Source organism: Halonotius roseus (assembly GCF_006861655.1).
GTDB lineage: Archaea > Halobacteriota > Halobacteria > Halobacteriales > Haloferacaceae > Halonotius > Halonotius roseus.
On the sequence record NZ_SESI01000001.1, the window covers coordinates 274,197 to 296,110 of the forward strand.

At 61.7% G+C, this 21,914-nt stretch carries 28 protein-coding genes; 9 read left to right on the forward strand and 19 right to left on the reverse strand.

Features of this window, described 5'->3' with window-relative positions; genetic code table 11:
• Nucleotides 1-13: 13 nt before the first annotated feature.
• From EWF95_RS01500 to EWF95_RS01510, 3 genes are all read right to left on the reverse strand, one after another.
• Nucleotides 14-442 carry a hypothetical protein gene (locus EWF95_RS01500; protein ID WP_142442214.1) on the reverse strand — a complete coding sequence of 143 codons (429 nt, stop codon included), beginning with the start codon at nucleotides 440-442 and terminating at the stop codon, nucleotides 14-16.
• Nucleotides 443-445: 3 nt separating this feature from the next.
• Nucleotides 446-1,153, reverse strand: a complete 708-nt coding sequence (locus EWF95_RS01505) for a hypothetical protein (RefSeq protein WP_185911664.1) — start codon at nucleotides 1,151-1,153, stop codon at nucleotides 446-448.
• A 401-nt stretch (nucleotides 1,154-1,554) separates the two neighbouring features.
• Nucleotides 1,555-1,839: a DUF5779 family protein gene (locus EWF95_RS01510; RefSeq protein ID WP_142442215.1), complete on the reverse strand. Its 285-nt coding sequence runs from the start codon at nucleotides 1,837-1,839 to the stop codon at nucleotides 1,555-1,557.
• Between the two features lie 16 nt (nucleotides 1,840-1,855).
• On the opposite strand from EWF95_RS01510, the gene EWF95_RS01515 reads away from it, so the two are divergent.
• From EWF95_RS01515 to EWF95_RS01525, 3 genes are all read left to right on the forward strand, one after another.
• Nucleotides 1,856-2,965 (forward strand): CPBP family intramembrane glutamic endopeptidase, encoded by a 1,110-nt coding sequence (locus EWF95_RS01515; protein ID WP_142442216.1) that lies wholly within the window; start codon nucleotides 1,856-1,858, stop codon nucleotides 2,963-2,965.
• A 78-nt stretch (nucleotides 2,966-3,043) separates the two neighbouring features.
• Complete coding sequence (locus tag EWF95_RS01520) at nucleotides 3,044-3,679, forward strand: uracil-DNA glycosylase (protein ID WP_142442217.1); 636 nt, start codon at nucleotides 3,044-3,046, stop codon at nucleotides 3,677-3,679.
• A gap of 76 nt (nucleotides 3,680-3,755) precedes the next feature.
• Nucleotides 3,756-4,514 carry a DUF2064 domain-containing protein gene (locus EWF95_RS01525; protein ID WP_142442218.1) on the forward strand — a complete coding sequence of 253 codons (759 nt, stop codon included), beginning with the start codon at nucleotides 3,756-3,758 and terminating at the stop codon, nucleotides 4,512-4,514.
• A gap of 24 nt (nucleotides 4,515-4,538) precedes the next feature.
• Here the strand turns inward: EWF95_RS01525 and EWF95_RS01530 are convergent, their stop codons facing one another.
• The 5 genes from EWF95_RS01530 to EWF95_RS01550 form a co-directional block, all read right to left on the reverse strand.
• On the reverse strand, nucleotides 4,539-4,796 hold the full coding sequence (locus tag EWF95_RS01530) for a type II toxin-antitoxin system HicA family toxin (protein WP_142442219.1): 258 nt from the start codon (nucleotides 4,794-4,796) through the stop codon (nucleotides 4,539-4,541).
• A 2-nt stretch (nucleotides 4,797-4,798) separates the two neighbouring features.
• Nucleotides 4,799-5,479, reverse strand: a complete 681-nt coding sequence (locus EWF95_RS13750) for a type II toxin-antitoxin system HicB family antitoxin (RefSeq protein WP_246055608.1) — start codon at nucleotides 5,477-5,479, stop codon at nucleotides 4,799-4,801.
• A 3-nt stretch (nucleotides 5,480-5,482) separates the two neighbouring features.
• Complete coding sequence (locus EWF95_RS01540) at nucleotides 5,483-6,229, reverse strand: hypothetical protein (protein ID WP_142442220.1); 747 nt, start codon at nucleotides 6,227-6,229, stop codon at nucleotides 5,483-5,485.
• 59 nt (nucleotides 6,230-6,288) lie between these two features.
• Nucleotides 6,289-6,963, reverse strand: coding sequence for a metal-dependent transcriptional regulator (locus EWF95_RS01545; protein ID WP_142442221.1), 675 nt, complete (start codon nucleotides 6,961-6,963; stop codon nucleotides 6,289-6,291).
• A gap of 93 nt (nucleotides 6,964-7,056) precedes the next feature.
• Nucleotides 7,057-8,283, reverse strand: a complete 1,227-nt coding sequence (locus EWF95_RS01550; protein ID WP_142442222.1) for a threonine synthase — start codon at nucleotides 8,281-8,283, stop codon at nucleotides 7,057-7,059.
• Nucleotides 8,284-8,428: 145 nt separating this feature from the next.
• Here EWF95_RS01550 and EWF95_RS01555 point away from each other — a divergent pair, with 145 nt between their 5' ends.
• Together EWF95_RS01555 and EWF95_RS01560 are read left to right on the forward strand one after the other, a co-directional pair.
• Nucleotides 8,429-9,421 carry an alpha/beta fold hydrolase gene (locus EWF95_RS01555; protein WP_185911665.1) on the forward strand — a complete coding sequence of 331 codons (993 nt, stop codon included), beginning with the start codon at nucleotides 8,429-8,431 and terminating at the stop codon, nucleotides 9,419-9,421.
• Between the two features lie 35 nt (nucleotides 9,422-9,456).
• Nucleotides 9,457-10,728: an NAD(P)/FAD-dependent oxidoreductase gene (locus tag EWF95_RS01560; RefSeq protein WP_142442224.1), complete on the forward strand. Its 1,272-nt coding sequence runs from the start codon at nucleotides 9,457-9,459 to the stop codon at nucleotides 10,726-10,728.
• A gap of 12 nt (nucleotides 10,729-10,740) precedes the next feature.
• On the opposite strand, the gene EWF95_RS01565 is transcribed toward EWF95_RS01560, so the two are convergent.
• Nucleotides 10,741-11,454 carry a metallophosphoesterase gene (locus EWF95_RS01565; protein WP_142442225.1) on the reverse strand — a complete coding sequence of 238 codons (714 nt, stop codon included), beginning with the start codon at nucleotides 11,452-11,454 and terminating at the stop codon, nucleotides 10,741-10,743.
• Between the two features lie 83 nt (nucleotides 11,455-11,537).
• Between EWF95_RS01565 and EWF95_RS01570 the strand changes: the two genes are divergently transcribed.
• Nucleotides 11,538-12,317: a DUF7839 domain-containing protein gene (locus EWF95_RS01570; RefSeq protein ID WP_142442227.1), complete on the forward strand. Its 780-nt coding sequence runs from the start codon at nucleotides 11,538-11,540 to the stop codon at nucleotides 12,315-12,317.
• A 23-nt stretch (nucleotides 12,318-12,340) separates the two neighbouring features.
• Here the strand turns inward: EWF95_RS01570 and EWF95_RS01575 are convergent, their stop codons facing one another.
• Together EWF95_RS01575 and EWF95_RS01580 are read right to left on the reverse strand one after the other, a co-directional pair.
• Nucleotides 12,341-12,955: a J domain-containing protein gene (locus EWF95_RS01575; protein ID WP_246055609.1), complete on the reverse strand. Its 615-nt coding sequence runs from the start codon at nucleotides 12,953-12,955 to the stop codon at nucleotides 12,341-12,343.
• 47 nt (nucleotides 12,956-13,002) lie between these two features.
• Nucleotides 13,003-13,260 (reverse strand): MTH865 family protein, encoded by a 258-nt coding sequence (locus EWF95_RS01580; protein ID WP_142442228.1) that lies wholly within the window; start codon nucleotides 13,258-13,260, stop codon nucleotides 13,003-13,005.
• A gap of 106 nt (nucleotides 13,261-13,366) precedes the next feature.
• Here EWF95_RS01580 and EWF95_RS01585 point away from each other — a divergent pair, with 106 nt between their 5' ends.
• A complete protein-coding gene (locus tag EWF95_RS01585; protein WP_142442230.1) occupies nucleotides 13,367-14,002 on the forward strand; it encodes a halocyanin domain-containing protein in 636 nt (211 codons plus the stop codon).
• A gap of 9 nt (nucleotides 14,003-14,011) precedes the next feature.
• Here the strand turns inward: EWF95_RS01585 and EWF95_RS01590 are convergent, their stop codons facing one another.
• From EWF95_RS01590 to EWF95_RS01620, 7 genes are all read right to left on the reverse strand, one after another.
• Nucleotides 14,012-15,964 (reverse strand): beta-propeller domain-containing protein, encoded by a 1,953-nt coding sequence (locus tag EWF95_RS01590; protein WP_185911666.1) that lies wholly within the window; start codon nucleotides 15,962-15,964, stop codon nucleotides 14,012-14,014.
• Between the two features lie 284 nt (nucleotides 15,965-16,248).
• Nucleotides 16,249-17,322, reverse strand: a complete 1,074-nt coding sequence (locus EWF95_RS01595; protein ID WP_142442234.1) for a glycosyltransferase — start codon at nucleotides 17,320-17,322, stop codon at nucleotides 16,249-16,251.
• Between the two features lie 68 nt (nucleotides 17,323-17,390).
• Nucleotides 17,391-17,723 carry a hypothetical protein gene (locus tag EWF95_RS01600; protein ID WP_142442235.1) on the reverse strand — a complete coding sequence of 111 codons (333 nt, stop codon included), beginning with the start codon at nucleotides 17,721-17,723 and terminating at the stop codon, nucleotides 17,391-17,393.
• Nucleotides 17,716-18,108, reverse strand: a complete 393-nt coding sequence (locus EWF95_RS01605; RefSeq protein ID WP_142442237.1) for a MarR family transcriptional regulator — start codon at nucleotides 18,106-18,108, stop codon at nucleotides 17,716-17,718. Before EWF95_RS01605 ends, EWF95_RS01600 begins: the two co-directional genes overlap by 8 nt.
• A 140-nt stretch (nucleotides 18,109-18,248) precedes the next feature.
• A complete protein-coding gene (locus tag EWF95_RS01610) occupies nucleotides 18,249-18,479 on the reverse strand; it encodes a hypothetical protein (protein ID WP_142442239.1) in 231 nt (76 codons plus the stop codon).
• Between the two features lie 120 nt (nucleotides 18,480-18,599).
• The gene (locus EWF95_RS01615; RefSeq protein ID WP_142442241.1) at nucleotides 18,600-18,992 is read right to left on the reverse strand and encodes a PIN domain-containing protein; all 393 of its coding nucleotides are present in this window, start codon (nucleotides 18,990-18,992) and stop codon (nucleotides 18,600-18,602) included.
• Entirely contained in the window at nucleotides 18,989-19,186 is a 198-nt protein-coding gene (locus EWF95_RS01620; RefSeq protein WP_142442242.1) for a DUF7557 family protein, read from the reverse strand. The genes EWF95_RS01615 and EWF95_RS01620 overlap by 4 nt, the downstream gene beginning before the upstream one ends.
• A 103-nt stretch (nucleotides 19,187-19,289) precedes the next feature.
• Here EWF95_RS01620 and EWF95_RS01625 point away from each other — a divergent pair, with 103 nt between their 5' ends.
• Both EWF95_RS01625 and meaB read left to right on the forward strand, forming a co-directional pair.
• Entirely contained in the window at nucleotides 19,290-19,706 is a 417-nt protein-coding gene (locus tag EWF95_RS01625; RefSeq protein ID WP_142442243.1) for a cobalamin B12-binding domain-containing protein, read from the forward strand.
• 2 nt (nucleotides 19,707-19,708) lie between these two features.
• Entirely contained in the window at nucleotides 19,709-20,947 is a 1,239-nt protein-coding gene (meaB, locus tag EWF95_RS01630; protein WP_142442245.1) for a methylmalonyl Co-A mutase-associated GTPase MeaB, read from the forward strand.
• A gap of 50 nt (nucleotides 20,948-20,997) precedes the next feature.
• On the opposite strand, the gene EWF95_RS01635 is transcribed toward meaB, so the two are convergent.
• The gene (locus tag EWF95_RS01635) at nucleotides 20,998-21,816 is read right to left on the reverse strand and encodes a DUF7504 family protein (protein WP_142442247.1); all 819 of its coding nucleotides are present in this window, start codon (nucleotides 21,814-21,816) and stop codon (nucleotides 20,998-21,000) included.
• Between the last annotated feature and the right edge of the window lie 98 nt (nucleotides 21,817-21,914).

The window sequence follows — 21,914 nt, forward strand, 5'->3', positions numbered from 1 at the left end:
CTGCGCGGGGGAGCTACTCGATCGTCTCGACCGGCGGCTCGGCATCGAGGCCGACCAGCTCGACCCCTCGGCCGTGGCGGTCGAAAGCGCGGATCTCATCGGCCGCCCACGGCGGTACCGCCACGAGCACCGCGCCGGCCAGGTCATCCTCCTTTGTCACCGCCAGCGGGCCGGTCGGATGGGAGACAAATCTGGCCTGCGCGCCGCCAGAGGGCGTCCCGAGATCCACCCCAAAGACCGAACTCACCGCACCGCCGGCGTCGGGGAGGTAGAAGTGTGTCAGCACCGATGTCGCCGGGTCGATGTCGGCGAGGCGGTCGTCGCTGCCGGTCAACTCACCCGCGGGCGTCGCCGCCAGCGGGACGTTGGCCCGTTGTGGCTCGCGGTCGGTGGCAAACTCGATGAGCACATCGAGCAGTCCGGCGGTCGCATAGAGTACCACGAGTTACCCGGTGAGAAACCCTTTCAGCGTCTTTGCGTACAATGAGGGCGTGTTCGACCGCGACGACGTGAGCGCGCGCTCAAGTGCGGCCGCGGCGTCCTCGTGAATCCCCGCCCCATGGCCGACAAGGATTCGCTCGGGTCGGCCCTGCGATCGGAGTTCGGTTGGAGGTGTCAGCCGGAGCATCGGGTGGACACCGAGTCGCTCCTCGCCGGCGAGGAAGTACGATGCTGTCCCGACAGACTCAGGCACGACCATCGTCCCAGTGTCGGGATTGTAGAGGCCGACCTCCTGCCACGGCGGCAGCGACGAATCCCGGATCACGAACGACTCGAATCCGGAGTCGCCGAGCTCGCCCGCAAACCGGCTCACCGGGGCGTCGATCTCGTCGGCAACGCCGGACATCCATGTTGGCACGAAGACAGCAGCGTCGTGGCGGGTGGCGATCGCCGCCGCATCGCGCTTGTGGCGATCCAGACAGACGGCGACGCCGGCGACCTCGCTCGGTTCGTCGTGCTCGTCGCCGAGTTCCGCGATGAGGTCGTCGACGCCGTCGGCGTCAACGGGATCGATGATCCAGATCCCGTCCGGTGTTGCGAGGGCGTGACTCGCCCGTTGCATCGTCTCGTCGGGATAGGCCAGCCAGCCGACGCCGCCATCGAAGCGATCGATCACCTGCAGGTCGGCCGAGCCGGCTCCTTTCATCGGCATACCTGTTGTTGGATGTGTGGCGACATAAACACAAGCACGTCAGCGAGATAGTGTTCAGATGAGCAGTCGTTGAGCGTAACAGGTGTAGAAAGCCCTCAACGCTCTCGACCGCCGAAAGACTCGCTACGCTCGTCTTTCGAGGTTCTGCTCGCTTCGCTCGCAGAACTCCCGGGCCTCGCTGCGCGCTTCGTTCGCTTCGCTCACTGCAGTGCTTGCGTCGGCCGGGTTCGTCGAGAGCGTTTCGCCCTTCCAGTCCACCAGGAAGTCGGCTGGTCGGTCAGCCGACCCGCCTGATTGATTATTCTCATTTGAACACCGCCTCAGCGGCACATGTCGACCCCAACTCGTGCCAACAACAGCAATCACGGGCGGTCGCTGCGATCGAAAGCCGCATCGTCGTCTCAGAGTCGATCGGTGTTGATCGCGGTTTCCGGCGGCGTAATGATCAGAAACTCCCGGAAATGCATGAGTTCGCCGCCCATATCCTTGATCTCGCGGGCGAAGCCGGCGGCCAACTCGTTGAGATCGCCCTCCACCGAGAGCACGAGCACATTCCCCTGCGTGATCGACTGTACCCATTCGGCGTCCTCGGTCTCACCGTTGAGCACGCCCAACACCACCTCGTCGCTCGGCATATCATCGAGTTGTGCCTCCGCCTCCCGGAGGTCGAGATCGAAATCCGCCATACCCCTCCGTTAGCCGGTGGCAGTAAAAGCGTTCGGGGGAGGTCGGCGACGCGGCCACCCCGGCGGCTTCAGCCGCCAAACGATCGCCGGAACGACAGCGTTTTTCGCTATCCAGCACCGACAGACGGCTAATGGGAGCCTCCACCCTTCGTCACCGCCGCGAACCGCCGGCCAAGCGTCACCCGCCGGAGCCGACAGCACGCCCGCCGACAGCCGTCTGTCATGGGTGGCGGTGATGGCCGAGCCGACAAACGAGCGGGCCGATCGACAGCCGGTCGGATCGGTGACCGACGATGGACGGATCGTGACCAGCGATGCCGGCGATCGATCCGGGGATATCGGATGGCGGCTGCTGGGAAAGCTGTGGGCGATCGTTCTCGTGGCCGGGCTTGGGTTTGGGGCGATCCTGCTGCCGGCCGTGTTGGTGCTCCCACTCCTTGCGGCGACGCTCGTGTTCCCGATCGAGCAACCGCTATCGCCGCTGGCGGAGCTGACGATCAACTTCGTGTTCGGGCAGATTCTGGCGATGGGCGGGATCACCGCCGCCTATCTGTGGGCGACCGGCAAGGATATCTCCTTTGTCCGGATTCGCAAGCCGACACTGTTTCACCTGCTGGTGATCGCTGTCGCGCCGTTTGCCGTCCTGTTTGCGATCGGCACCGTCAATCTCATCTCGTTTGCCCTCGGCGTTCAGGCCGCCTCACACAGCCTGCTGAACTTCGAGGGGATCGAGCCAACCTTCTATCTGCTGTTGATCCCGTTTATGATCCTTGTTGTCGGGCCGTTTGAGGAACTGCTCTACCGAGGGGTGATCCAAACACGGCTGACAAACTCCTTTAGTCGTCCAGCGGCGATCGTGCTGGCGAGTTTCATTTTCGTGCCGATCCACCTGACGGCATACAGCTCGGCTGGGGCGACCCCGGTGCAGGTACTGGCGGCCTTCGCGGCGTTGTTCGCCGGCTCGGTCATCTACGGGACGCTCTATGAGTTGACGGAGAATCTGACCGTCGTCGCGCTCGCCCACGGGCTCACGAACTCGGTTCAGCTTGGGTTCATCTACCTCATCTCGACCAGCGAGGAACTCCAAGAGCTGGCAAACCAGGCGACGGTGCTCGTCGGTCTCTGATCGCGGTCGACGCTCATCGTCTCGGTTCGGCGGGCCAACCATCCGGGGTATTTTATCGACAGATCCCCACGATCCGGTGTGGATGCCCACCAGCCCCAGTTAGAGAACCCCTTCGGCATGGACGAGCAGTGCACCAACTGTCCGGGGCTCTGCGAGGAACGCACCAACGTTGTCCACGGCTACGGCGATGTCGGCGGCGAGTTCATTTTCATCGCCGAACGCCCGAGCGAGGGAGCCGACACGGCGGGAATCCCTTTCACCGGCGACGAGGCCGGTCGCCGCCTCCAGTGGATCCTCGGCGAGCTCGGCTTCGTCCGCTCGGAGCCAGACGCCGCCAAACCGGACATGCAGAACGCTTTCTGTACCTATTTGACGCGCTGTCGACACCCAGACCGCAAGCCAAGCAAAAACGAGATCGACACCTGCGAGCCGTATCTCAACGCCGAGATCCGGATGATGAATCCCCAGATCATCGTCCCGATCGGCCAGCGGGTGATCGAATCGCTGGCGATGGAGTACACGACCCAGTCGCCGGACAGCTTCGATATCGACGAGGTACACGCGACGACGGTTCGCGGCCGTGGGTTCGAACTCGTCCCGATGCTCGAACTCGATCGGCAGTCCGATGCCGACAGCGAGGCCTTCATCGAGCATATGACCGAGAACGTGTTTTCGCGGGATTATCGCCAGACAAAGGGTCGACAGAGTCGCTGATAACGCTCGCCGATGGGGATCCTCCCGTCCAACTGGGATCACCGTGTTCAAGACGCCGCCGCCCCGAGCCGTCGGTATGACCGTAATCGCCGTGATGGCGTTGCCGCCGCGTGAGGGTCTTGTGTTGCCGACGCTCGCAGAAACGAGCCCGCTGTCGAGTGCGGCGGCCGCCGAGCTGTATGCGGCCTCGCTTGCCGATACGATCCGCGCCATCGACCGCTCGGGCGCGGAGCCGTTGATCAACTATCCGGAATCCGATCAGCTGCCGGACGCCCACCAAACCGACACCGAGCCGGTCGCCGAGCTCCGCGCGGTCGTTGCCGACGCGCTTGAGGACTCCGCTGACGTACGATTCGAACCCCAGGTCGGCTCGACGTTTTCGGCGCGAGCGGGCAACACCGTCACGCATCTCCTCCGTGAGGAAGACGCAGCATCGGTGGCCGTCATCCGGGGGACGGCACCGCTGTTGTCGCGGACGATGATCGACGAGGCGGCGATGAAGCTCCGCACCAACGATGTGGTTCTCGGCCCGACGACCGAGGGGCGGGTCTACTACGCCGGCTTTACCGAGCCGATCGACTTCGCCGAGGTCTTCGAGGGGGTCGAACTCCAACGCCTCGCCGACCGGGCGGCCGATGCCGATCTGTCGACCGCGTTTCTCCGCTCCTCGCCGGTCATCGAAACCGGCGCGGATCTCCGCACGCTGCTCCCGGAGCTGCGCGCCCGGATCGCCGCCGAACGGATCGTCCCCGAGCGAACCGCGGCGTTCGTCCACGACCACGGGCTCGCTGTCGTCGACACCGATGACGGGCTCGAACTCGTCGCCGATCACTGATCGCGGGTCGGTCGGAAGCAAGGATTAGCGATGCTTGTCGATCCATTCGCAGAACGACACAAAATCCTGCGCGCCAGCGTCGTCGGCGATATCATGGAGTGTCCCGATGCTGATCGAATCGTGGGCAGGGACAGTCACAACACGGGTCTCTGCCGCTTCGTGGCTGTCTGGTGGCTCCCACCGCAGAATCAGGTGATCACCATTCGTACGGACGTGCCGAAAGCTACCGACGTTGACCAGCACCTTGTACACATCCTTACCCGAAAAATCCCGCGTCACCATCGCTACTGCAGGACATCGGGGAGGTCATCGTCTTGTGAGCGAGCGACTTCGGGGTCGACACCGAGATCGCGGATTTCCTCGTCGGTTGGCGGCTCCCCGCCATCATCCTCCACCGCCGCAACGACGGCATCGAGATTGTCGAGTGCATCTGATCGGGTTTCGCCTTGTGCTGTCACCTCGACACTGAGGTCACGAGCCGTCCACTGTCCATCCGGATTTTTTATTAGACGAACTTCTTCCGTGGACAGATCTGCATCATCGAGATTGACTGAGAACGACTCTGTTAACAAGTCAGAACTAAGTCCAACAGCGGAACCCTCCTTCAAATCTTGATTAGTGATTTCTCCACAGATTACTTTCTCTATTTTATCTAATCTTTCTTCTATAGAACCAAGCTTCTCTTGGATTTTATTTGGAAAATTCCAATTTCTTTCTCCTTGATCGTTCGATAATTCTGGTTGTTGAATTCCGCTAGCGGTAATCATACTGCCTTGGTCGATATCTACAACCAAGCGGCGGCCAGCTTCCTTATCAATAAGCTCCGATACACTGGCTTCTGCCATTACTGTCTCGTCATCATTAGACAGCTTCACCCACTCCATATCAGTTAAATTGCTAATTTTATTTTGAGAACTCTCTGGAGGTTGGAAAACATCGTCAACTTTCAATTGCTTATTTTTCATGATTTATTCCTCGTTGATGCTTTGTTCTAATCTGTCGTATATTTCTTCTTCACTCAATTCAGCTATCTCTTCTTTTGACAGATCCGTATTAGACAGTAAAGCTTCTATTAGTAAATCGCTTCGCTTGTTCTCTGAATGGTGATAATCTACCACCTCTTCAAAAGAATCTTCTAAGCGCTCAATTTCTTCATCTGTAAGCGCGTTGTACCCTGATGCATCTTTTAATTGTTCCAGAAGGTGCTCAACTAATCCTACCAGACCAGTTGAAGTCGATACAAAAGTGAATTTGTCTTCAAGAGTTTTTACATTATGTCTGAAGTTAATAGACTCTAATTCTGAATCTGTGATTTCTATGCTAGTATTGATATCTGTCCACCCCTCAGAGCCAACATATTCTTTTGTGCGACTCTGTTGTATTTCAGCCTCAAATTTTATATTGCATTTTTTTAACCACTGATTCAAATCATCATTTATTGTTTTAGGAATATCGTAATGATGGTAGTAGCTAATAGAATGAAGAATTGCACTTGAAACTGTGTTTGCCGATTCATATGATTCCGAATCTTCGATTAGTACTCTAGACAGAGCAGCTCGGAGCGTGTCAGCACTGGCAATCTCATCAACTCGGTGTAGATTTTCTTCCAGAGCAATGTATAGTAAATCTGTATTTTCTAAAATAATGCTCTGATGATCCGCGACAGCCTCAAATGGAGTATCATACTCCGAGACAATTTCCTCATCAAAACTCATCGTAGATGAATATTTGATTCGGTATGGTTAATATCCTTTTCGCCCCCTACTAGAACTATTCAAGCCACAGCCTCATCGACCGGCTCAACACGGATCGAGCGCGCAACAGATTCGGGCAGACTCTGTTCGTCGCCGTCGGGGGTGACAACAGTCACCATCCCAAACGGCGCGATATCGACGAGTTCGAGCTCGGTTCCGGGGGTGATGCCGGCGTTTTCGAGATAGGTGAGCTCGTCCTCGTCGCGGTCGCTAACGCGGCTTACGACGACGTGGTCACCGGGCTCGAACTCGGTGAGGCGGTCGGTGTCGTCACCCTCGATCGGGTCGAGATCGACGCCCGGGATCGGGTCGCCGTGGGGATCGACCGAGGGGTTATCGAGGGCCTCGGCGACGCGGCGTTCGAACTCCTCAGAGATGTGGTGTTCTAAGGCGTCGGCCTCCTCGTGTACCTCGTGCCAGTCGTAGTCGAGATGTTCGGTCAGATAGGTCTCAAGCAGGCGGTGATGGCGGATAACTTCGAGGGCAACCGTCTCGCCTTCCTCGGTTAGCTCGACGCCTTTGTACTTCTCGTGGTCGATAAGGTCGTGATCGGCCAGCGAACTCACCATGCTGGTGACCGTCGGCGGCGTCTTCTCAAGATACTCCGCGATCGCCGAGGTCGACACCGGCGGGCCACGCTCGGTCTGAAGGACGTAGATCGCCTTCAGGTAATCCTCCATGGTGTCGCTGAACATACAGGGTCTAGCGGTGTCGGCGGCAAATAGCTACCGGGGCGTGCTGTCGCTCCGGCAGCAAATAGCTACCAGGGCGTGCCGTCGCTCCGGTGACTACCCACCGGGGCCCATCAGATGGCTCCGAAGGATGTCCGGCGTCTTGGTACCGGATTCGGTGTTGAGCAACACCACGGTCTCGTCGCCACCGAAGCCGGTCTCTTCGGCGTACCGCCACGCGCCCGCGGGGGCCGCGCCGCCGGCCGCCCCCATCTCGATGACCTCGTTGCTGGCGACGGCAACGGCCGATTCGAGGATCTCGTCGTCGTCGACGGTGACAGCCGTCCCATCGAGTCGCTCGACGGCGGCGACAGCCTGCGGGCCGCCGGCGGGATCGGGAACCTCCAACTCGCCGACGATCGTATCCGGCACGGCCCACGGCTCAGGGTCGCTCGCGCCGCTCTCGACGGCGGTGGCGATCGGCGCACAGCCGGTCGGCTGGACGGCGACGAGCATCGGCGTCTCGTCAGCAACACCGAGTTCGACCAGCTCCTCGAAGCCGGCGGCAACACCGACGACCAGCTCGCCGGTACTTGTCGGGACGAAGACGACATCCGGAACACCTCCGAGATCCGCATACAGCTCGAAGGCCAGCGTCTTCGCGCCCTCCTGGCGGTATGGCGTGGTGAACTCCTGGAGTGAGTAGTAGTCGCCGGCCAACTGCTCATCGACGGCGGCCGCGGCATCCGCGTACCGCCCGCCGACGACCTGCATCTCCCCGCCGTGGACGTTGATCATCGCCTTGTTCGAAAACGCCGACCGCGAGGGGACGAAGGCGTACGATCGGAGGCCAAGCCGTCCGAGATACGCCGCCGCCGACTGCCCGCTGTTGCCGGTCGTCGCCAGCGCGACCGGTTCGACAGCCTCGGGGTCGTCCCGCGCCGCGATCGCGGTCGCGGCCACGCTCATCCCGCGGTCGTAGACTGTCCCCGTCGGGTTCCGGCTCTCGTCCTTGATGAACACACCCTCGACGCCGAGTTCGTCGGCCAGTCGATCGGCGGCGACGAGTGGTGTATCGCCCTCGCCGGCGGTGACAGCGTCGTCAGCGTCGAAGGGCAACAGCGCGTCGTACCGCCACTGGCCTGGCGGGTGCTCCGTCTCGGATACCCCATCGCTGTCGTCGGCCGTGGATTCGCCAACGAACCCGGCGGCGTCGATCGCGCTGTAGTCGTAGGCGACAGTACAGGCAGCACCACAGTCCGGACAGCCCTGATCGGCAGCAAGCGGGTGGGATGTCTCACACGCCGGACACCGCAACCCCTGAACAGCCCCCGTTGGTTCCATACCCGGCGTTGGCGACCGACGCCCTAAGCCCTTCCCGTCGCCATCGCGGAGCCGGAGTCCGGAGTCGTCACCGAGAGGGTGCTCAGGATCGCTGTGTGGCACCTAATAGCAAGCTATTATGTGGTCGGCAGTATATCACAGATCGATGGCTCCCCGCCTCACCCGACGACACGCGCTTGCTGGTGGGACAACCGCCCTCCTTGGCGGGACAGCCGGCTGTCTTCGCGGCGAGCCACCCGAGGGGACGGTCGACTACGCCGCGCTCGATCAGATCGAGTGGGAGACCGCGCCGCCGCTCAAGGAGACCACGGCGGGCACCCCGAAACCGGTGTTTCGGGAGTATATCGCCGACGAGGATCCGAATACAGTGCTGATCTTATTTCACAATGCCACCCTCGATAGCCGGATGCTCCGGCCGCTGGCGTCTGCGATCGCCGACACCGGGGTCGCCCACGTCATCACGCCCGACATCCGTGGCCACGGCCCCGAGCCGATCCGCCGCGGGGATACCGACTACGTCGGCCAGCTCATCGATGACCTCCAAGCGATCGTTAGCACCGCAAACGGCCTGCAGCGACCCGAACCGCTCGATGAGTTTGGAACGGTCATCATCGGCGGCCACGGAGCCGGCGGCGGATTTGCGACCCGGATCGGTGCTGATCCGCTGGGTGACAGCCTCGCCGACGCGTATTTGCTGTTGGCCCCACATCTCGGGCGGCTGCTCACCCCGACGACCCAACGCGCCTTTGGCGGCTGGCAGGAGTTCAACGCCCAGTCGATGCTGTTGGCCGGGACGCTCAACGGGCTCGGGATCGGGGTGTACAACGACACCGAGGTGCTCCGGTATGAGATGCCCGAGTCGGCCCGCTACGGCGGGGAAACGCTGTCGTATACGTTCCGGCTTGCGACCGAGTTGGTGCCCGACGAGCATACCGCGATCACCGAGCTCGGTCAGCCGACGCTGACGCTTGTTGGCAACGACGACGAGGCGGTGGAGCCGGCGGCCTACGAATCGCTGCTTGCCGACACCGAGGGCCACGAGCTGTCGCTGCTCGATGGCGTCTCCCATCTCGAACTGATGGCTCACCCCCAAACCCTTGAGCAGACGGTCGCGTGGATCGACTCCCTCGGGGGGTAGGATGCTTCTTTGTACCCCCCGCCACAAGGGATAGTATGAGCCGTTCTGTTGTCGTTATCGGCGGCGGACTCGCCGGGTTGGTCGCCGCCCGGCATCTGGCTGACGGCGGCGCGGATGTCACGCTATATGATGCCAACGAGACCGTTGGCGGCCGGGTCACCACTCAGACCGAGGGCGGCTACACGCTGGATCGCGGCTTTCAGGTGCTGTTTACCGCCTACCCGGCCGTCCAACGAGAACTTGATCTCGCGGGCCTCGACCTCCGGCGGTTTTCGCCGGGCGCAACGATCGCCCGCCCCGGCAGCCGATCGGTGTTGGCCGATCCGCTGGGTGATCCGGGTGCCGCCCTCGCCAGCCTCCGCACCGATGAGGTCACCACAACCGACAAGCTGCGGACGCTCGCGCTCCGACAGGATCTCGGGACACGATCCTACGACGAGCTCCTCCGGCGACCCGACACGTCGATCCGCGAGTGGCTCACCGAGTGGGGTTTTTCGGAGCAGTACATCAACAACTTCATCGCGCCGTTTTACGGCGGAATCACCCTAGATCGGTCGCTGTCGACCTCGAAGCGCGTCTTCGAGTACACGTTCAAGGCCCTCAGCGACGGCGACAGCGCGGTGCCGGCCGACGGGATGGGCGCAATCGCCCGACAGCTCGCCGCTGCCGCGGCCGACGCCGGGGCGACGATCCAGACCGACGAGGCGGTCACGGAACTCAAACAAAAACGCCGCCACGCGGTCGTCGTCACCGACAGCGATCGCCGCGCGGTCGACGCTGTCGTCGTTGCCACCGGGGCGCGACCAGCCGCCAGACTCACCGGCTGTGACTCGATCCCGACCGAGGGGGTCGGCTGTGTCACCCAACACTATCGGCTGCCCGACGCCGACGCTCTCGACACCGGCAAGCGACTACTGTTGAACGCCGGCGACAGCGCGCCGAATACGGTCGTTCCGATGTCGACGGTGGCCCCCGAGTACGCCCCCGACGATGCGGTGTTACTGAACGCGACGTTCCTCGGCGACGACGCCCTCGAAACCGACAGCAAGCAGTTGGCTGCCAAGACCCGCGAGACGCTCTCGGCGTGGTATCCCGAGCGGAGCTTCGAGGGGCTCGAACCCCTGCGAACCGACCGGATCCCGTTTGCGCAGTTCGCCCAACCACCCGGCGTTCACGAGTCGCTGCCGGACGTTCGGGATGGCGGGCGACGCACCTATCTGGCCGGGGAGTACACCGAGTGGTCGTCGATTCAGGGCGCGATGGAAAGTGGCCGGAAAGCCGCCCGCGCGGTGTTAGAAGATCAGTGAGCAACCAAATTGCTACAGCATCGACCGCAGCTGCTGGAGCGGCGGAAACCACAGCGCGTCGTCGCGGTCGTCGTCCCAGACCACCGGCTGCAACGAGCCCAGCGTCGACACCAGCGGCGAAGGCAGATCGCCGGCCCGCCGGTCGGTGATATCGACGCCGCCGGCCAGGGTCGTAAACGCCGGGAGCACAAGTAGATCACCGCCGCGGTAGGCGTCGTCGCCAAACAGATAACAGGGCCGTTTCACCCCCTCGATCGTGATCGCCGGATGGGCGTGGCCGATCACGTAGCGATGGCCGCGTTGCTCTGGCGGCGCGTGACCGTGGCAAACAACCGTGCCATCGTCGAGTGTGACCGTGTCGGCGACCGATCCCGGCCAGCAATCGGCCAGCCGGCTGTCGTGGTTGCCGGCGACAGCGAGGGCTTCGGTGTCGGCGTCAACGCAGTCCGCCCACAGCCCCTCGATCGCGTCGACAGCGACCGCCGGCAGCCGATCAAAGCTATGGAGCAGATCGCCCGCGAAAACGATCGTCGCCGGCGCGAAGCGATCCAGCAGCGCACGGACGCGTTGGCGGATCGACGCGGCGGCATCGATCGGGGCCTCGACACGGGAGGCGTCGGCACGACCGAAATGGAGGTCGGCCACCACCACCGCGTCGGGGTCGGCGAGATACACCGCCCGGTCGGCGAACGTCAGAGGATCGGCGGCTGGCGGGCGGACGGCCATACCGACAGATCGACGTCGACCGACAAAACCCTCCGGTCGGCGATCCCGGCGGGCTTTTCACTGTGCCGCCAAAATCATCTGTCATGAGCGATGCCCTCGCCGATAAGCGAACGGCCACCCGGCTTCGGGTGCTGGTGGAGATCGCCGAACGCCAGCCGGCGGTGAGCCAAGGCGAGATCGCCGACTCCGTCGGTGTCACCAGCCAGGCCGTCTCCGAGTATATCCGCGAACTTGTCGACGACGGGCTTGTCCGCAAGGAGGGCCGCTCCCGGTATGCGGTCACCAAGGAGGGTGTCGACTGGCTGTTTCAGGAGGCCAGAGGGCTCCAGCGGTTCGCCGACCACGTCACCAACGACGTGTTGGGGAGCGTCCAGGAGGATACCGCCATCGCCACCGAGGCGATCGCAGCCGGCCAGCAGGTCACCCTCTCGCTGGAGGATGGACTACTGCATGCGACACCCGGCGACGAGGGGCCGGCGACCGGCGTGGCGACGACCGACGCCGATGCCGACACCGACGTGAGTATCACCTCCTTTGAGGGGATCATCGAGATGACGACCGGGACGGTCACCGTCGCACAGGTGCCGCCGGCCCGCGACGGCGGCAGCCGCGAGGCCGATATCGACGCCCTGGCCGATCACTGCGAGACCGCCGATCAGTGTCTGGCAGCCGATGTCGAGGGCGTCGTTTCCCTCCGCGAGGCGGGCTATGAGCCGGCGGTGACGGTCGCTGCCGGCGAGGTCGCCGCCGCCGCGGCCGCCGTTGGGATGGTCGTCGTCGTCGTCGCCTCAACCGATACGGTTGGCCGGGTGACCGACGCGCTCCGCGATGGCGATACCGACTACGACGTGACAACGCTGTAAGCGCGACAGCCAACCCGCGGTCGTTACGCCGTGCCCTCGGCGTGGTCTTTCGCGGTCGCGTAGGCTTCCTGGAGCTGTTTGAACTCCTCGCTGCTGCCGCCGCGGTCGGGGTGTGTCTCCTTGGCCCGCGAGCGGTAGGCATCCCGAACCTCGGTCGCGGTGGCATCAGGAGAGATCCCAAGCTGCTCGTAGGCGCGCTGAACCGGATCGCTGCTGGTCGGTGGCGTGTATACGTCATCCGGGATCTCGAAGGGGAGTCGCCGGGCGAGGTTGGCCGCGGGCATCTCGGCCTCACAGAGGATCACGTGCGTCGGCGACTCCTCAAGCCCAAAGAAGACGCGTGGCTCGAAGGTGAGCCCGACATCCCGCTCTGTGAGATAAAAATCAAGCCTGTGGCCGGCGCGCTCGTGTGATTCGAGGAAGGGTTCACCGATCGCCGTCAGATACTCCCGGTACTCCGCACGCCGTCGATCCATCCCGGTGGTGCGGCGTGCCCGCTCGCGGTGGCCGTGATCCGTCGCGGGAAACAGTCGATCGCCGAGATAGAAGATGGCTGCGACCAGTAGTGAGGCGGCCAGCCCGAGGAGCAGCCCGAAGACGACCCACGCCGGCAGCGTGGCCTGCAGCACAGAGAGCACAGCTACTGTTTGCGCTCGATGCCAAAGAACGTCTCGGCCGCCGTCACTCAGATAACGCCTTCCTGTTTGAGTCCGGCGATCGCGTCATCGACAAGCGATTCAACGTCCTCGTAGGGGAACTCCTGATGGCCGCTGAGCTCCGAGGCGAGCTCCATCGCGGTGAGGGTTCGATCGCCCGCGGTAAACGTTGTTCCTGGCCCGTTTGGGAGCGCGGGCACCAGATCCATCTGGCCGGTGATCGGGTAGTCGGCCCCGGCGAAGGCTTCGGTGAACTGCTCGCGGAGTTCGGATTCAACGGATGACATGGGCGAATGTGTCGGCATCGGCAGTAAAAGCGTTCCGGAACGGGAGACGAGGATCGCTCGGAAGCGAACCAACATATTCACTACAGCCGATCACGAACACGGAGATATGAGCGACAACGACGCGGTCTCACGGCGGGGGCTGCTCCGGACGGCGGCCGGCGGCGTCGCCGCGGCGGGGGCCGCAACCGCAACGGCAGGTACCGCGGCTGGGCAGTCAGAGATGGCCGATTTCGGGAGCCACCTCCAGGGCGTCGACGGCGGCACCGAAGATCTTCGCGGAAACGAGGAGGTCACTGTCCAGGTCGGTGCCAGCGGCAACGGCGGCAACCTCGCGTTCAGCCCGGCGGGGATCTGGGTCGATCCCGGCACAACCGTCATCTGGGAGTGGACCGGCGACGGCGGCGGCCACAACGTCGAAACCGTCGACGGGCCAGCCAGTCTCGGCAGCGAGACATCCGAAGAAGCCGGCTTCACCTACGAGTTCGAGTTCACCGAGGAACACGCCGGCATCACGAACTACCGGTGTAGCCCCCACGAATCGCTGGGGATGCTTGGGGCGGTCGCCGTCGGCGGCGACGTGCCAACCGTCGAGACCGGCGGCGGTGGCGGCGGTGGCGGCGCGCCACAGATCCCGGATTCGGCCAAAACACTCGGGCTGGCGACGTTCGTGGCGATGGTTTCGACGCTATCGTTTGCGTTCTTCTTCCTGAAATACGGCGGCGACTACGAGGACGCGGACTGATCGGAACGGCTAACCAGTGAGCGATACCCTATTTTCAACAGCGTAGGAGGTTCGATTGAAAGCTGTGAGTTGTGTCTCAGAGAACACCACGACCTGATCATTATACAGCCGTGTCCGTTTAGCTGACTGACCAGCAGGAACAATTTCTTCTTGGGTCAGTGTTCTCTCACCGTAATTGAGAATGTACATACTGTCTCCGGCGGGAATGTAGGCGTTCTGGTGAACTGCGTCGTTCATGAAGGCATGATGAGAGTCTGAGACGGCAGTGGAATACGTATTCGCTAACACCAGAGAGTCAGCTACCTGCGGTGTCGATGCATCCTGAACGTCAAACAGCACCACCTTCCCGTTACCATCCTGACTCTCACCAACACCCAGCAGCTGATCGTCCCCGATCGGATGGAGATATTCCGAAAAGCCGGGGAGTCTCAGCGTGCCGACCTCTTCAGGCGTGTTCGAGTCGCTCAGATCGATTACGTGCAGCGGATCGACTTGGCGGTAGGTAATTACATAACCTCGATCGTCGATGAACCGAACCGCGTAGACGCGCTGGCCGTCCGCCATTCCCTGCACTGACCCTTGGATCTCTAACTCATCGTTGAGCACATAGAGATCGTTTTCGGACTGTTCACGATCAGTTTCCATCACTGTCGTCGCAAGCCGCAATTCACCGTCGGTTTCATCAAACGAAAATTGATTCAACGGCACTCCTGGCACTGAACCCATTGCAGACTGCGATAACTCGCCGTCGCTGGTAGATATCTTCACGATCTGTGATCGGAAGAGATCTCGTTTGTTCGCGGCAAGATACGAGTCAACATCCGCTGAAATATTCTGCTGGGCTTTCTGGGGGTTCTCCACCCGATCGATGATATTCTCAAACTCAACACGCTTGGCTTGGGGAGACAAATCATATTCTGAGAGCTGCTCCAGTTCGGCTGCAGTAGCCGAGTCAGACGCAAACTCATCACTGTCAAGCACTACACTGATAACGTCATCAATATCGAACGAGGAGGTTTCATACGAGACGTACAGCGATTCAGCAGACATATAGACGGCTGTTTGTGCGTCTGAGCCGAGGAACGTCAGTTCGTCTTCTACAGTCCCATCGGTCAAATCAACAGCAAAGGCCGTGTATACTGTCTCGCTATTTGTTGACTCAGATATCGATGGGCGATAAATATCGGTACACTCGACGGCATCGCGTGTCTCAATGGGTTGGACTGGGCACCTGGCTGTTCGTTCGCGTACGACAAAATATGCGATATCGCCTATTCGACGAGTGGTCACAACCGAGGTAGATTCATTCAGCGGAAGTTCCCACAACTGCGTGTTCTCGTTGTCAGTAGTGTCGTATCCCGTCACAAGACTTTCATTGTAGACAACCAGTCGGGTGTCAGTTCGCAGTAGTTGCCCTGTTCGGCTCTCTGTGTTGGTAACGTTCAGCTGGCCCCTGTTCGGATTTTGGATGGTGTGGAGACCGCCAGCAATTGATTTCCACTCACGTGATGTGGCATTAGGATTTTCTCTGAGTTGGGGCTCTATTCGAATAGAGGTCGGTGCTTGACTGTAGTAGGTGTATTCGTCAGTCACCTTCACGAGATCAGGTTCACCAACACCTGATTCTTGGATATTGGTTTGCCGTGTTTCAAACGCAGTTCCTGTACGGCTCCCTCCAGTCGTATCCTGAGCAGGTTGTTGTGCTCCACCTGTTGCGTCAGCAAGTGCCGCATCTGAGGTAACACTGATGCTGGGTGTGCTGCTGAATCCGGTTGGGAGTCCACGCCTCGAATCAGCCCGAGCCAGGTAGGTCTCAAAGCCGTCCTTCGAATCGAAGGTCTCGAACTCACCGGTAAATTCGGATGTGGTCTGTGCCTCACTACTTCCGTCGAGGACGACTGGTACTGAGAATCCAATACCAACAATGACTAGCGCAATCAGCATCCCTGTCTTTGTTTTCATATAACAGGTCATATAGCACACCAATATATCATTTTTGTTGGATGAGCTGACTCGGCGGCGAGTGGTTCGAGAAACGAAGTCTCTCGTCATCATGGAAATCGGAGATTTTTGCACGGCTCGAGGCGTTCGCGTGAACTCCCATTCTCTGCCTACAAGACGGCAGGAGGGTTGTACTCCCCGCCCACGTTCAACGTCCGATAATTCAACCGCACGTCTACAACTCCTTGAGGCCGGAGACTCCCATTGCAACCGCTGAATCAAAACAGCTGAATCAGAATAGTGAATCAAAACAGCCCGTAGTTGTCGATCGCCTGTCGGTAACAGGTGAGATACCGATCGAGGATTTTGCTGTCGTCGTAGCGTTCGTACGCCGGATCGATCGTTCGGTGCTCAAGCGAGCCGGCGGCGACGATCTCGTCGGCAAACTCCTGGGGTGTTGAGACGAGTTCACCGCGGGTGTCGGGAAGCCGTGATTTCTGTTCGATCAGCTCGTGGGCCGCTGAATCGGTCTGATACTCCGCGATACCGACACAGCCACAGGCCAACCCCCACAGCAGGTTCGTCGCAAACGGCTCCCGCTCGGCGGTTTGGGCGAAGACGTGGGCCCCCTTCAGCACCGCAACCCGCTGTTCGTCGTCCAGCTCGCCGAGAAACGAGACCCGATCGCGGATGCGGAGATCGCGGGCCGTCCGCTCGATATCCGCCGCCGCGGCCCCGTTGCCGATGATCGCCGCCGACCACTCCCGATCGCGGAGCTCGGCCAACGCGAGCAAAAACGTCTCGACGTTGGCATGCTCATCGAGATGGCGGCTGTAGACCAGATCGAACTCCGTGTTGACCGGCGCGGATTCGATCAGCGAGAAATCAATCCCCTCCGGGATGACGCTGATCGACGCCTCCGAGCCACCGTACTCCCGAACGACCGTTTCGACGGTTTGGGAGGGGGCGACGATCCGATCGGCGTTGCTGGCGACGCGCCGGCAGTCGCCCGCAGCGTCGTCGTCGCCGACAGCCCACCAGTCGACGACCATCGGAATCCGCAGCATCCGACAGACCGGGTTGGCTGCGCGGGCGTGTCGAGCCGGCGTGTTCGGGATGTGGACGACATCCGGGTCAGCCCGCCGCAGTGCCAGGGGGAGTTTGGCGATAAAGTGGTTGGGTGAGCACTCGCCGTCGACAGCGCGGTAGGTGATCCCCTCGTGTTCGAAGGTCGGGTGGTCGCCGTCCCACCAGCGGCTACAGAGCACCACGACCGCATGTTCCGTTTGGTTGAGCAGGCGAATCAGCCGAGTTCGCCGCCGGATCGCCGGGGTGTCGCGGGTGTGGTGGGTGTGCATCGAGACGAACGCGACACGCATACAGAGTGGGTGGCAACGCCCGGATAAAAAGCCACGCGAAACGCGCCGCGCTTCAGGTGTGTCGCTGGTCAGGACAGATACGTCCGAACGGTCTCGCAAACAGTCGCAGACAGGTCATCGGTTACCATCCCGATCCCCTGGTCGATATCGGCGTGTTTCAGTGTGGTGACGAACCACGGCGACACGTAACTCGGCTCCGGAAGCCCGCCGACCACCCACCCCGTCTCGGACAGTTCGATCGCGTCCGGACGTTGTGTTGTCGTCACACCAGCCACAAGGTACTCCTCGCCATGAAACGGATGGCCGTCGTCGCTGAGGACGAACCACGGTCTGGCTGTTGTTTTGAACAGCCCATCGTGCCAGATCACATGGCCGCGCTCGAAGGCCGGCTCATCAGCCATCGTCAACCGCCCCTGTTTCGTCCTCGGTGTCGATCGTTCGGGGGTCGACAGCGGTCGCCTCCCAGTCGCCGAAGTCGTCGTCGCCGAACCGATCGTCGGCCGCGAGAAGACCGTGGCGCGCCGCACCGTAGCTGGCAAGGCGGTCGTCGTCACCGAGGGCCCAGTAGGGTTCCTTGTGGCGGACGAGCCCCCGGTCGTGGAGTCGACTGAGCGTCGTGCCGACGCTTCCGCGCGGGATCTCGGTTGCTTCGCTGAGTTCCTTCGGTGTGAACCCCTGCTCGGGGTGGGCAGCGAGGAAGGTGAGAAGCGTGTGGGCGTTCGAGCCCTCTGTGAGTTGGAGGGTGTGTTTGTCGTCGGGATCGTACGATCGGAAATCGATCGGCATACAACACTGTTTGTAATCAATTGTAATAGCTATTCTCCCGGTCGACCGGCCGTTGGCTGCCCGGTGACAACGACAGGATCAGTCAGCTAGAAAGGCCTCCAATTCTGAGAGAAGTAGTTCACCGGGCCGACGACAGTCGCTTAGTGCGGCCGGTTAGTCGTCGACACCGGGTGCATATCCGGCCCCGAGGTTCGACGGAGGCCGACGATCAGCGAGAGCGTCATCACAACTAACAGCGTCGCCAGCGCAAGCGCGAACGTCGTCACGCCGAGGCTGACGAGGGCGGCGACGCCAGCCAGCTCACCGCCGATCGCGGTGAGGAGGGCTGCGACAGCGAGTCCGAGGAGTCGATCTTCCAGTTTCGTGGTCATACCTCCCCTTGGGGCTGGAGCGTGATAAGCCGCGCCCGACACCTGCGGTCGTGTCTCACACCCGCATGGCTGGTGGAATCAAACCGGCCTCAGCTGCTCGTCGATCACGTCAAGAGCGACCTAGTCTTGTAGGTTCGTCACATCGATCTTCGATTCGAGTACGTCAGTTTGAAAATCCGAATCAGCGACGACGAGCTGATCACCGGTCGAACGCGCTGTGGCAGCGATGATGCAGTCACGGGCTGCCATTCGCGTCCCGTCAGCCAGCAGTTCGTCCTGCAGTCGAGCCGCGTCGACCGCGAGGTCGTCGGTGAACTCGATCGCCCGAACACCATCGAACCGCTGGCGTTCGGCAACGATGTCCGTCGATCCGCTGCCAAGGACGCCGTCAAGCACCTCGTACGCACAGATCGAAGAGGTGAGCAGTTGGTCGTCCTGCGATCGAATGAACGCGACCGTTTCATCAACGCCTTCGAGCAGGTCGATGATGACCGACGAATCGAGAAACGTCATCGGTCGAAGCTCTCCCGAGAACGATCGATCGCCTCGCGGGCACGCTCGGCCGTCTCCGAGTCCCAAGCCCCGATATCGATCGGCTGTTCATCGGTCACCAACCGATCCAACAGCTCGTCGAAACTCTCGCTGTCGCGTTTGAGGCGGTCGAGTTTTTCCTTGGTTCGCTCGGAAACACGGATGGATGTGCTCATATGTATGCATTGTGCATACATCGTCTAAGTAGTTTCGCTGACAACAGGCGATGTGAGACTGCTGGCCGGTAGAATCAAACCGCTCTCGCCCCAATCGCCGGCCATGAGCGCGGACTCGACACAGCGGGCGATCCGGTGTCTGATCGCCAAGGTCGGCCTCGACGGCCACGACCGCGGCGCGCAGGTCATCGCCCGGGCGTTCCGGGATGCGGGCTTCGAGGTGGTGTACTCCGGGCTCCACCGCGCGCCTGAGGAGATCGTCCAAGCGGCCGTCCAGGAGGACGTGGACGTGCTTGGCATCTCGATCCTCTCGGGAGCCCACAACACGCTGGTGCCGAAGATCATCGACGGGCTGGAGTCGTATGGCGCGCTGGAGGACACGCTGATCCTCGTCGGCGGGATCATCCCCGAGGAAGACAAATCGGCGCTCAAGGAGCTCGGTGTCGCCGAGATCTTCGGCCCCGGCACACCGATGGAGGAGACCGTCGAATTCGTCCGCAACAACGCCGGAACGGAGTGACAATGGACGAGGATAGCGACAACCGCGACGATCCCACAGCCGCACTCTCCGAGGAGCTGCTGGCAGATCTCCCGGACGACCCACGCGAGGGGCTGTCTGCGGCGAATACGGCGTTGCTGGACGACCTCCTTGCTGGCGATCAGCGCGCCCTTGCACGCGTGCTCACGACGATCGAAAACCGGGGTGAGGGAGCCCGCGATCTGCTGGCCGCGCTCCACCGCCACGCCGACACCACGCCGGTGGTTGGGATCACGGGCAGCCCCGGGGCGGGCAAATCCACGCTCGTCGACAAGCTCACCGACTACTATCGGGAGCGCGGCGAGACGGTCGGCGTGTTGGCGGTCGATCCCGCCTCGCCGTACACCGGCGGCTCGGTGTTGGGCGACCGGATCCGAATGGGGTCGACCGCCGGCGACGAGGGCGTCTTCGTCCGATCGATGAGCGCGCGCGGCCGCCTCGGCGGGCTCTCGATGGCGACAACCGACGCCGTCACCGCCTACGAGGCCTTCGGGATGGATCGGATCATCATCGAAACTGTCGGCGCGGGCCAAAACGAGGTCGACATCGTCGAAACCGCCGACACCGTCGCCGTCGTCGTCCAGCCGGGATCGGGTGACGATATCCAGCTGCTGAAAGCCGGCATCCTAGAGATCGGTGACATCTTCGTTGTCAACAAAGCCGACATGAATGAGGCCGCCCAGACCGTCGCCGATCTGGAGGCGATGGTACACGGCGCGAAACCGACAGGTGGGGTCGCCGGCCACCACAGCACGGATGTCGGTGCTGGTGGCGATGAAAGCGGTGAGCGCGACGCTGCCGGTGATGCCGGGGACAACGACACCGACGACGAGGAGGACGAGACAGCTGCGTGGACGCCGCCGGTGATCGAGACGATCGCCACGACCGGCGAGGGGATCGATTCGTTTGCCGACGCCGCCGCCGACCATACAGCCCATCTTGCGGCGGCCGACGCCACCGGCCGTCGTCGCCAGCGAGCGGCGGCAACGATCCAGCGACTCCTCCGCAGCGATCTCGGTGCGATCAGCGACCGACTCCTGAGGGCCAACGGTGGGCTGGATGCGATCGCCACAGCCGTTGCCGAGCGCGACGCTGATCCATACACGGTCGTCGACCGGCTTGTTGGGCCGATTGAGGCGGCCGTCTCATCCACAGGGGTCGACAGCGACGCCACAGACCGCGCCGAACGATCAGCTGTCGACGACACAGACGAGACGATCTGAGAGCCCACACACCGCTGTTACTTGGATGAGTGGGTGCGATCGTATGTCGCTCACTGCTGGAGGAACAGCGATCCATCAACCTCAAGCTGCATATCGAACACCGGATCGAGGACGTTCATACTGGAGGCCATCCGCTCGCGGTTGACAAAGAAATGCGAGAGCGCGGTCACATCCTCCAGGCGACCGGTCAACAGGTGCAGAAACTTGAAGATGCGCTGGAGTTTCGCCTTTTGGATCAGCTCGGTCAGGATATCGAACTCGAAGGCGATCTTCCGGCCGGGCTGCTGTTGTTCCTCAAGCACCCGCGAGATGGTCTCGGTCAGGCTTCCTAACCCCATCTGTTTGTCGAGGTGAACGATCTCGACGGGGATATCCATCAGCTCGACGCCGCTGAGCCCCGCAAGCGGATCGTCTTTCGTCGTCAGAAGAACCGTCCACTCGGGCCACTCGCTGAGCTTCGACCGCAGCAGATCGATGCGGCTCGCCGGGTTCGTGGTGACGATGACGACAACGTCACCCGGGGAGAGAAAATGGACTCTGGCGTTGTCGGCACCGACTGACTCGACGGGCGACAACACCGCGATCGATCCCGTCCCGTTGATGTCGTCGGCGACGTGGACACCCGACTCCAACAACGGTTTTTTGTGCGAAAACAGATGCTTTTTGAACGTCTCTAAGGCGACGTGTTCGTCGTGGGCGGAGTTGCGCCGATCGCAGTAGGGACACGACCAGCCGACCATCACCCCCTCCTGGGTGAGCCGGCTCTTGTTTTGTTTGGCGATGTAGGTTTTCACGCGCTCGACGGTCTCGTCGCGGTTGGCCGACCAAACCGTGAAATCCCCGCTCCGCGCCCGCCATCGGTACACCATCGACTACCTCATCGGAGTCGGGTAGTGTACTTAAAACTCACCATGAGCGTGATATACAACCTCTCAGCACCTGAACAAGCAACGGTCGATACCCACAC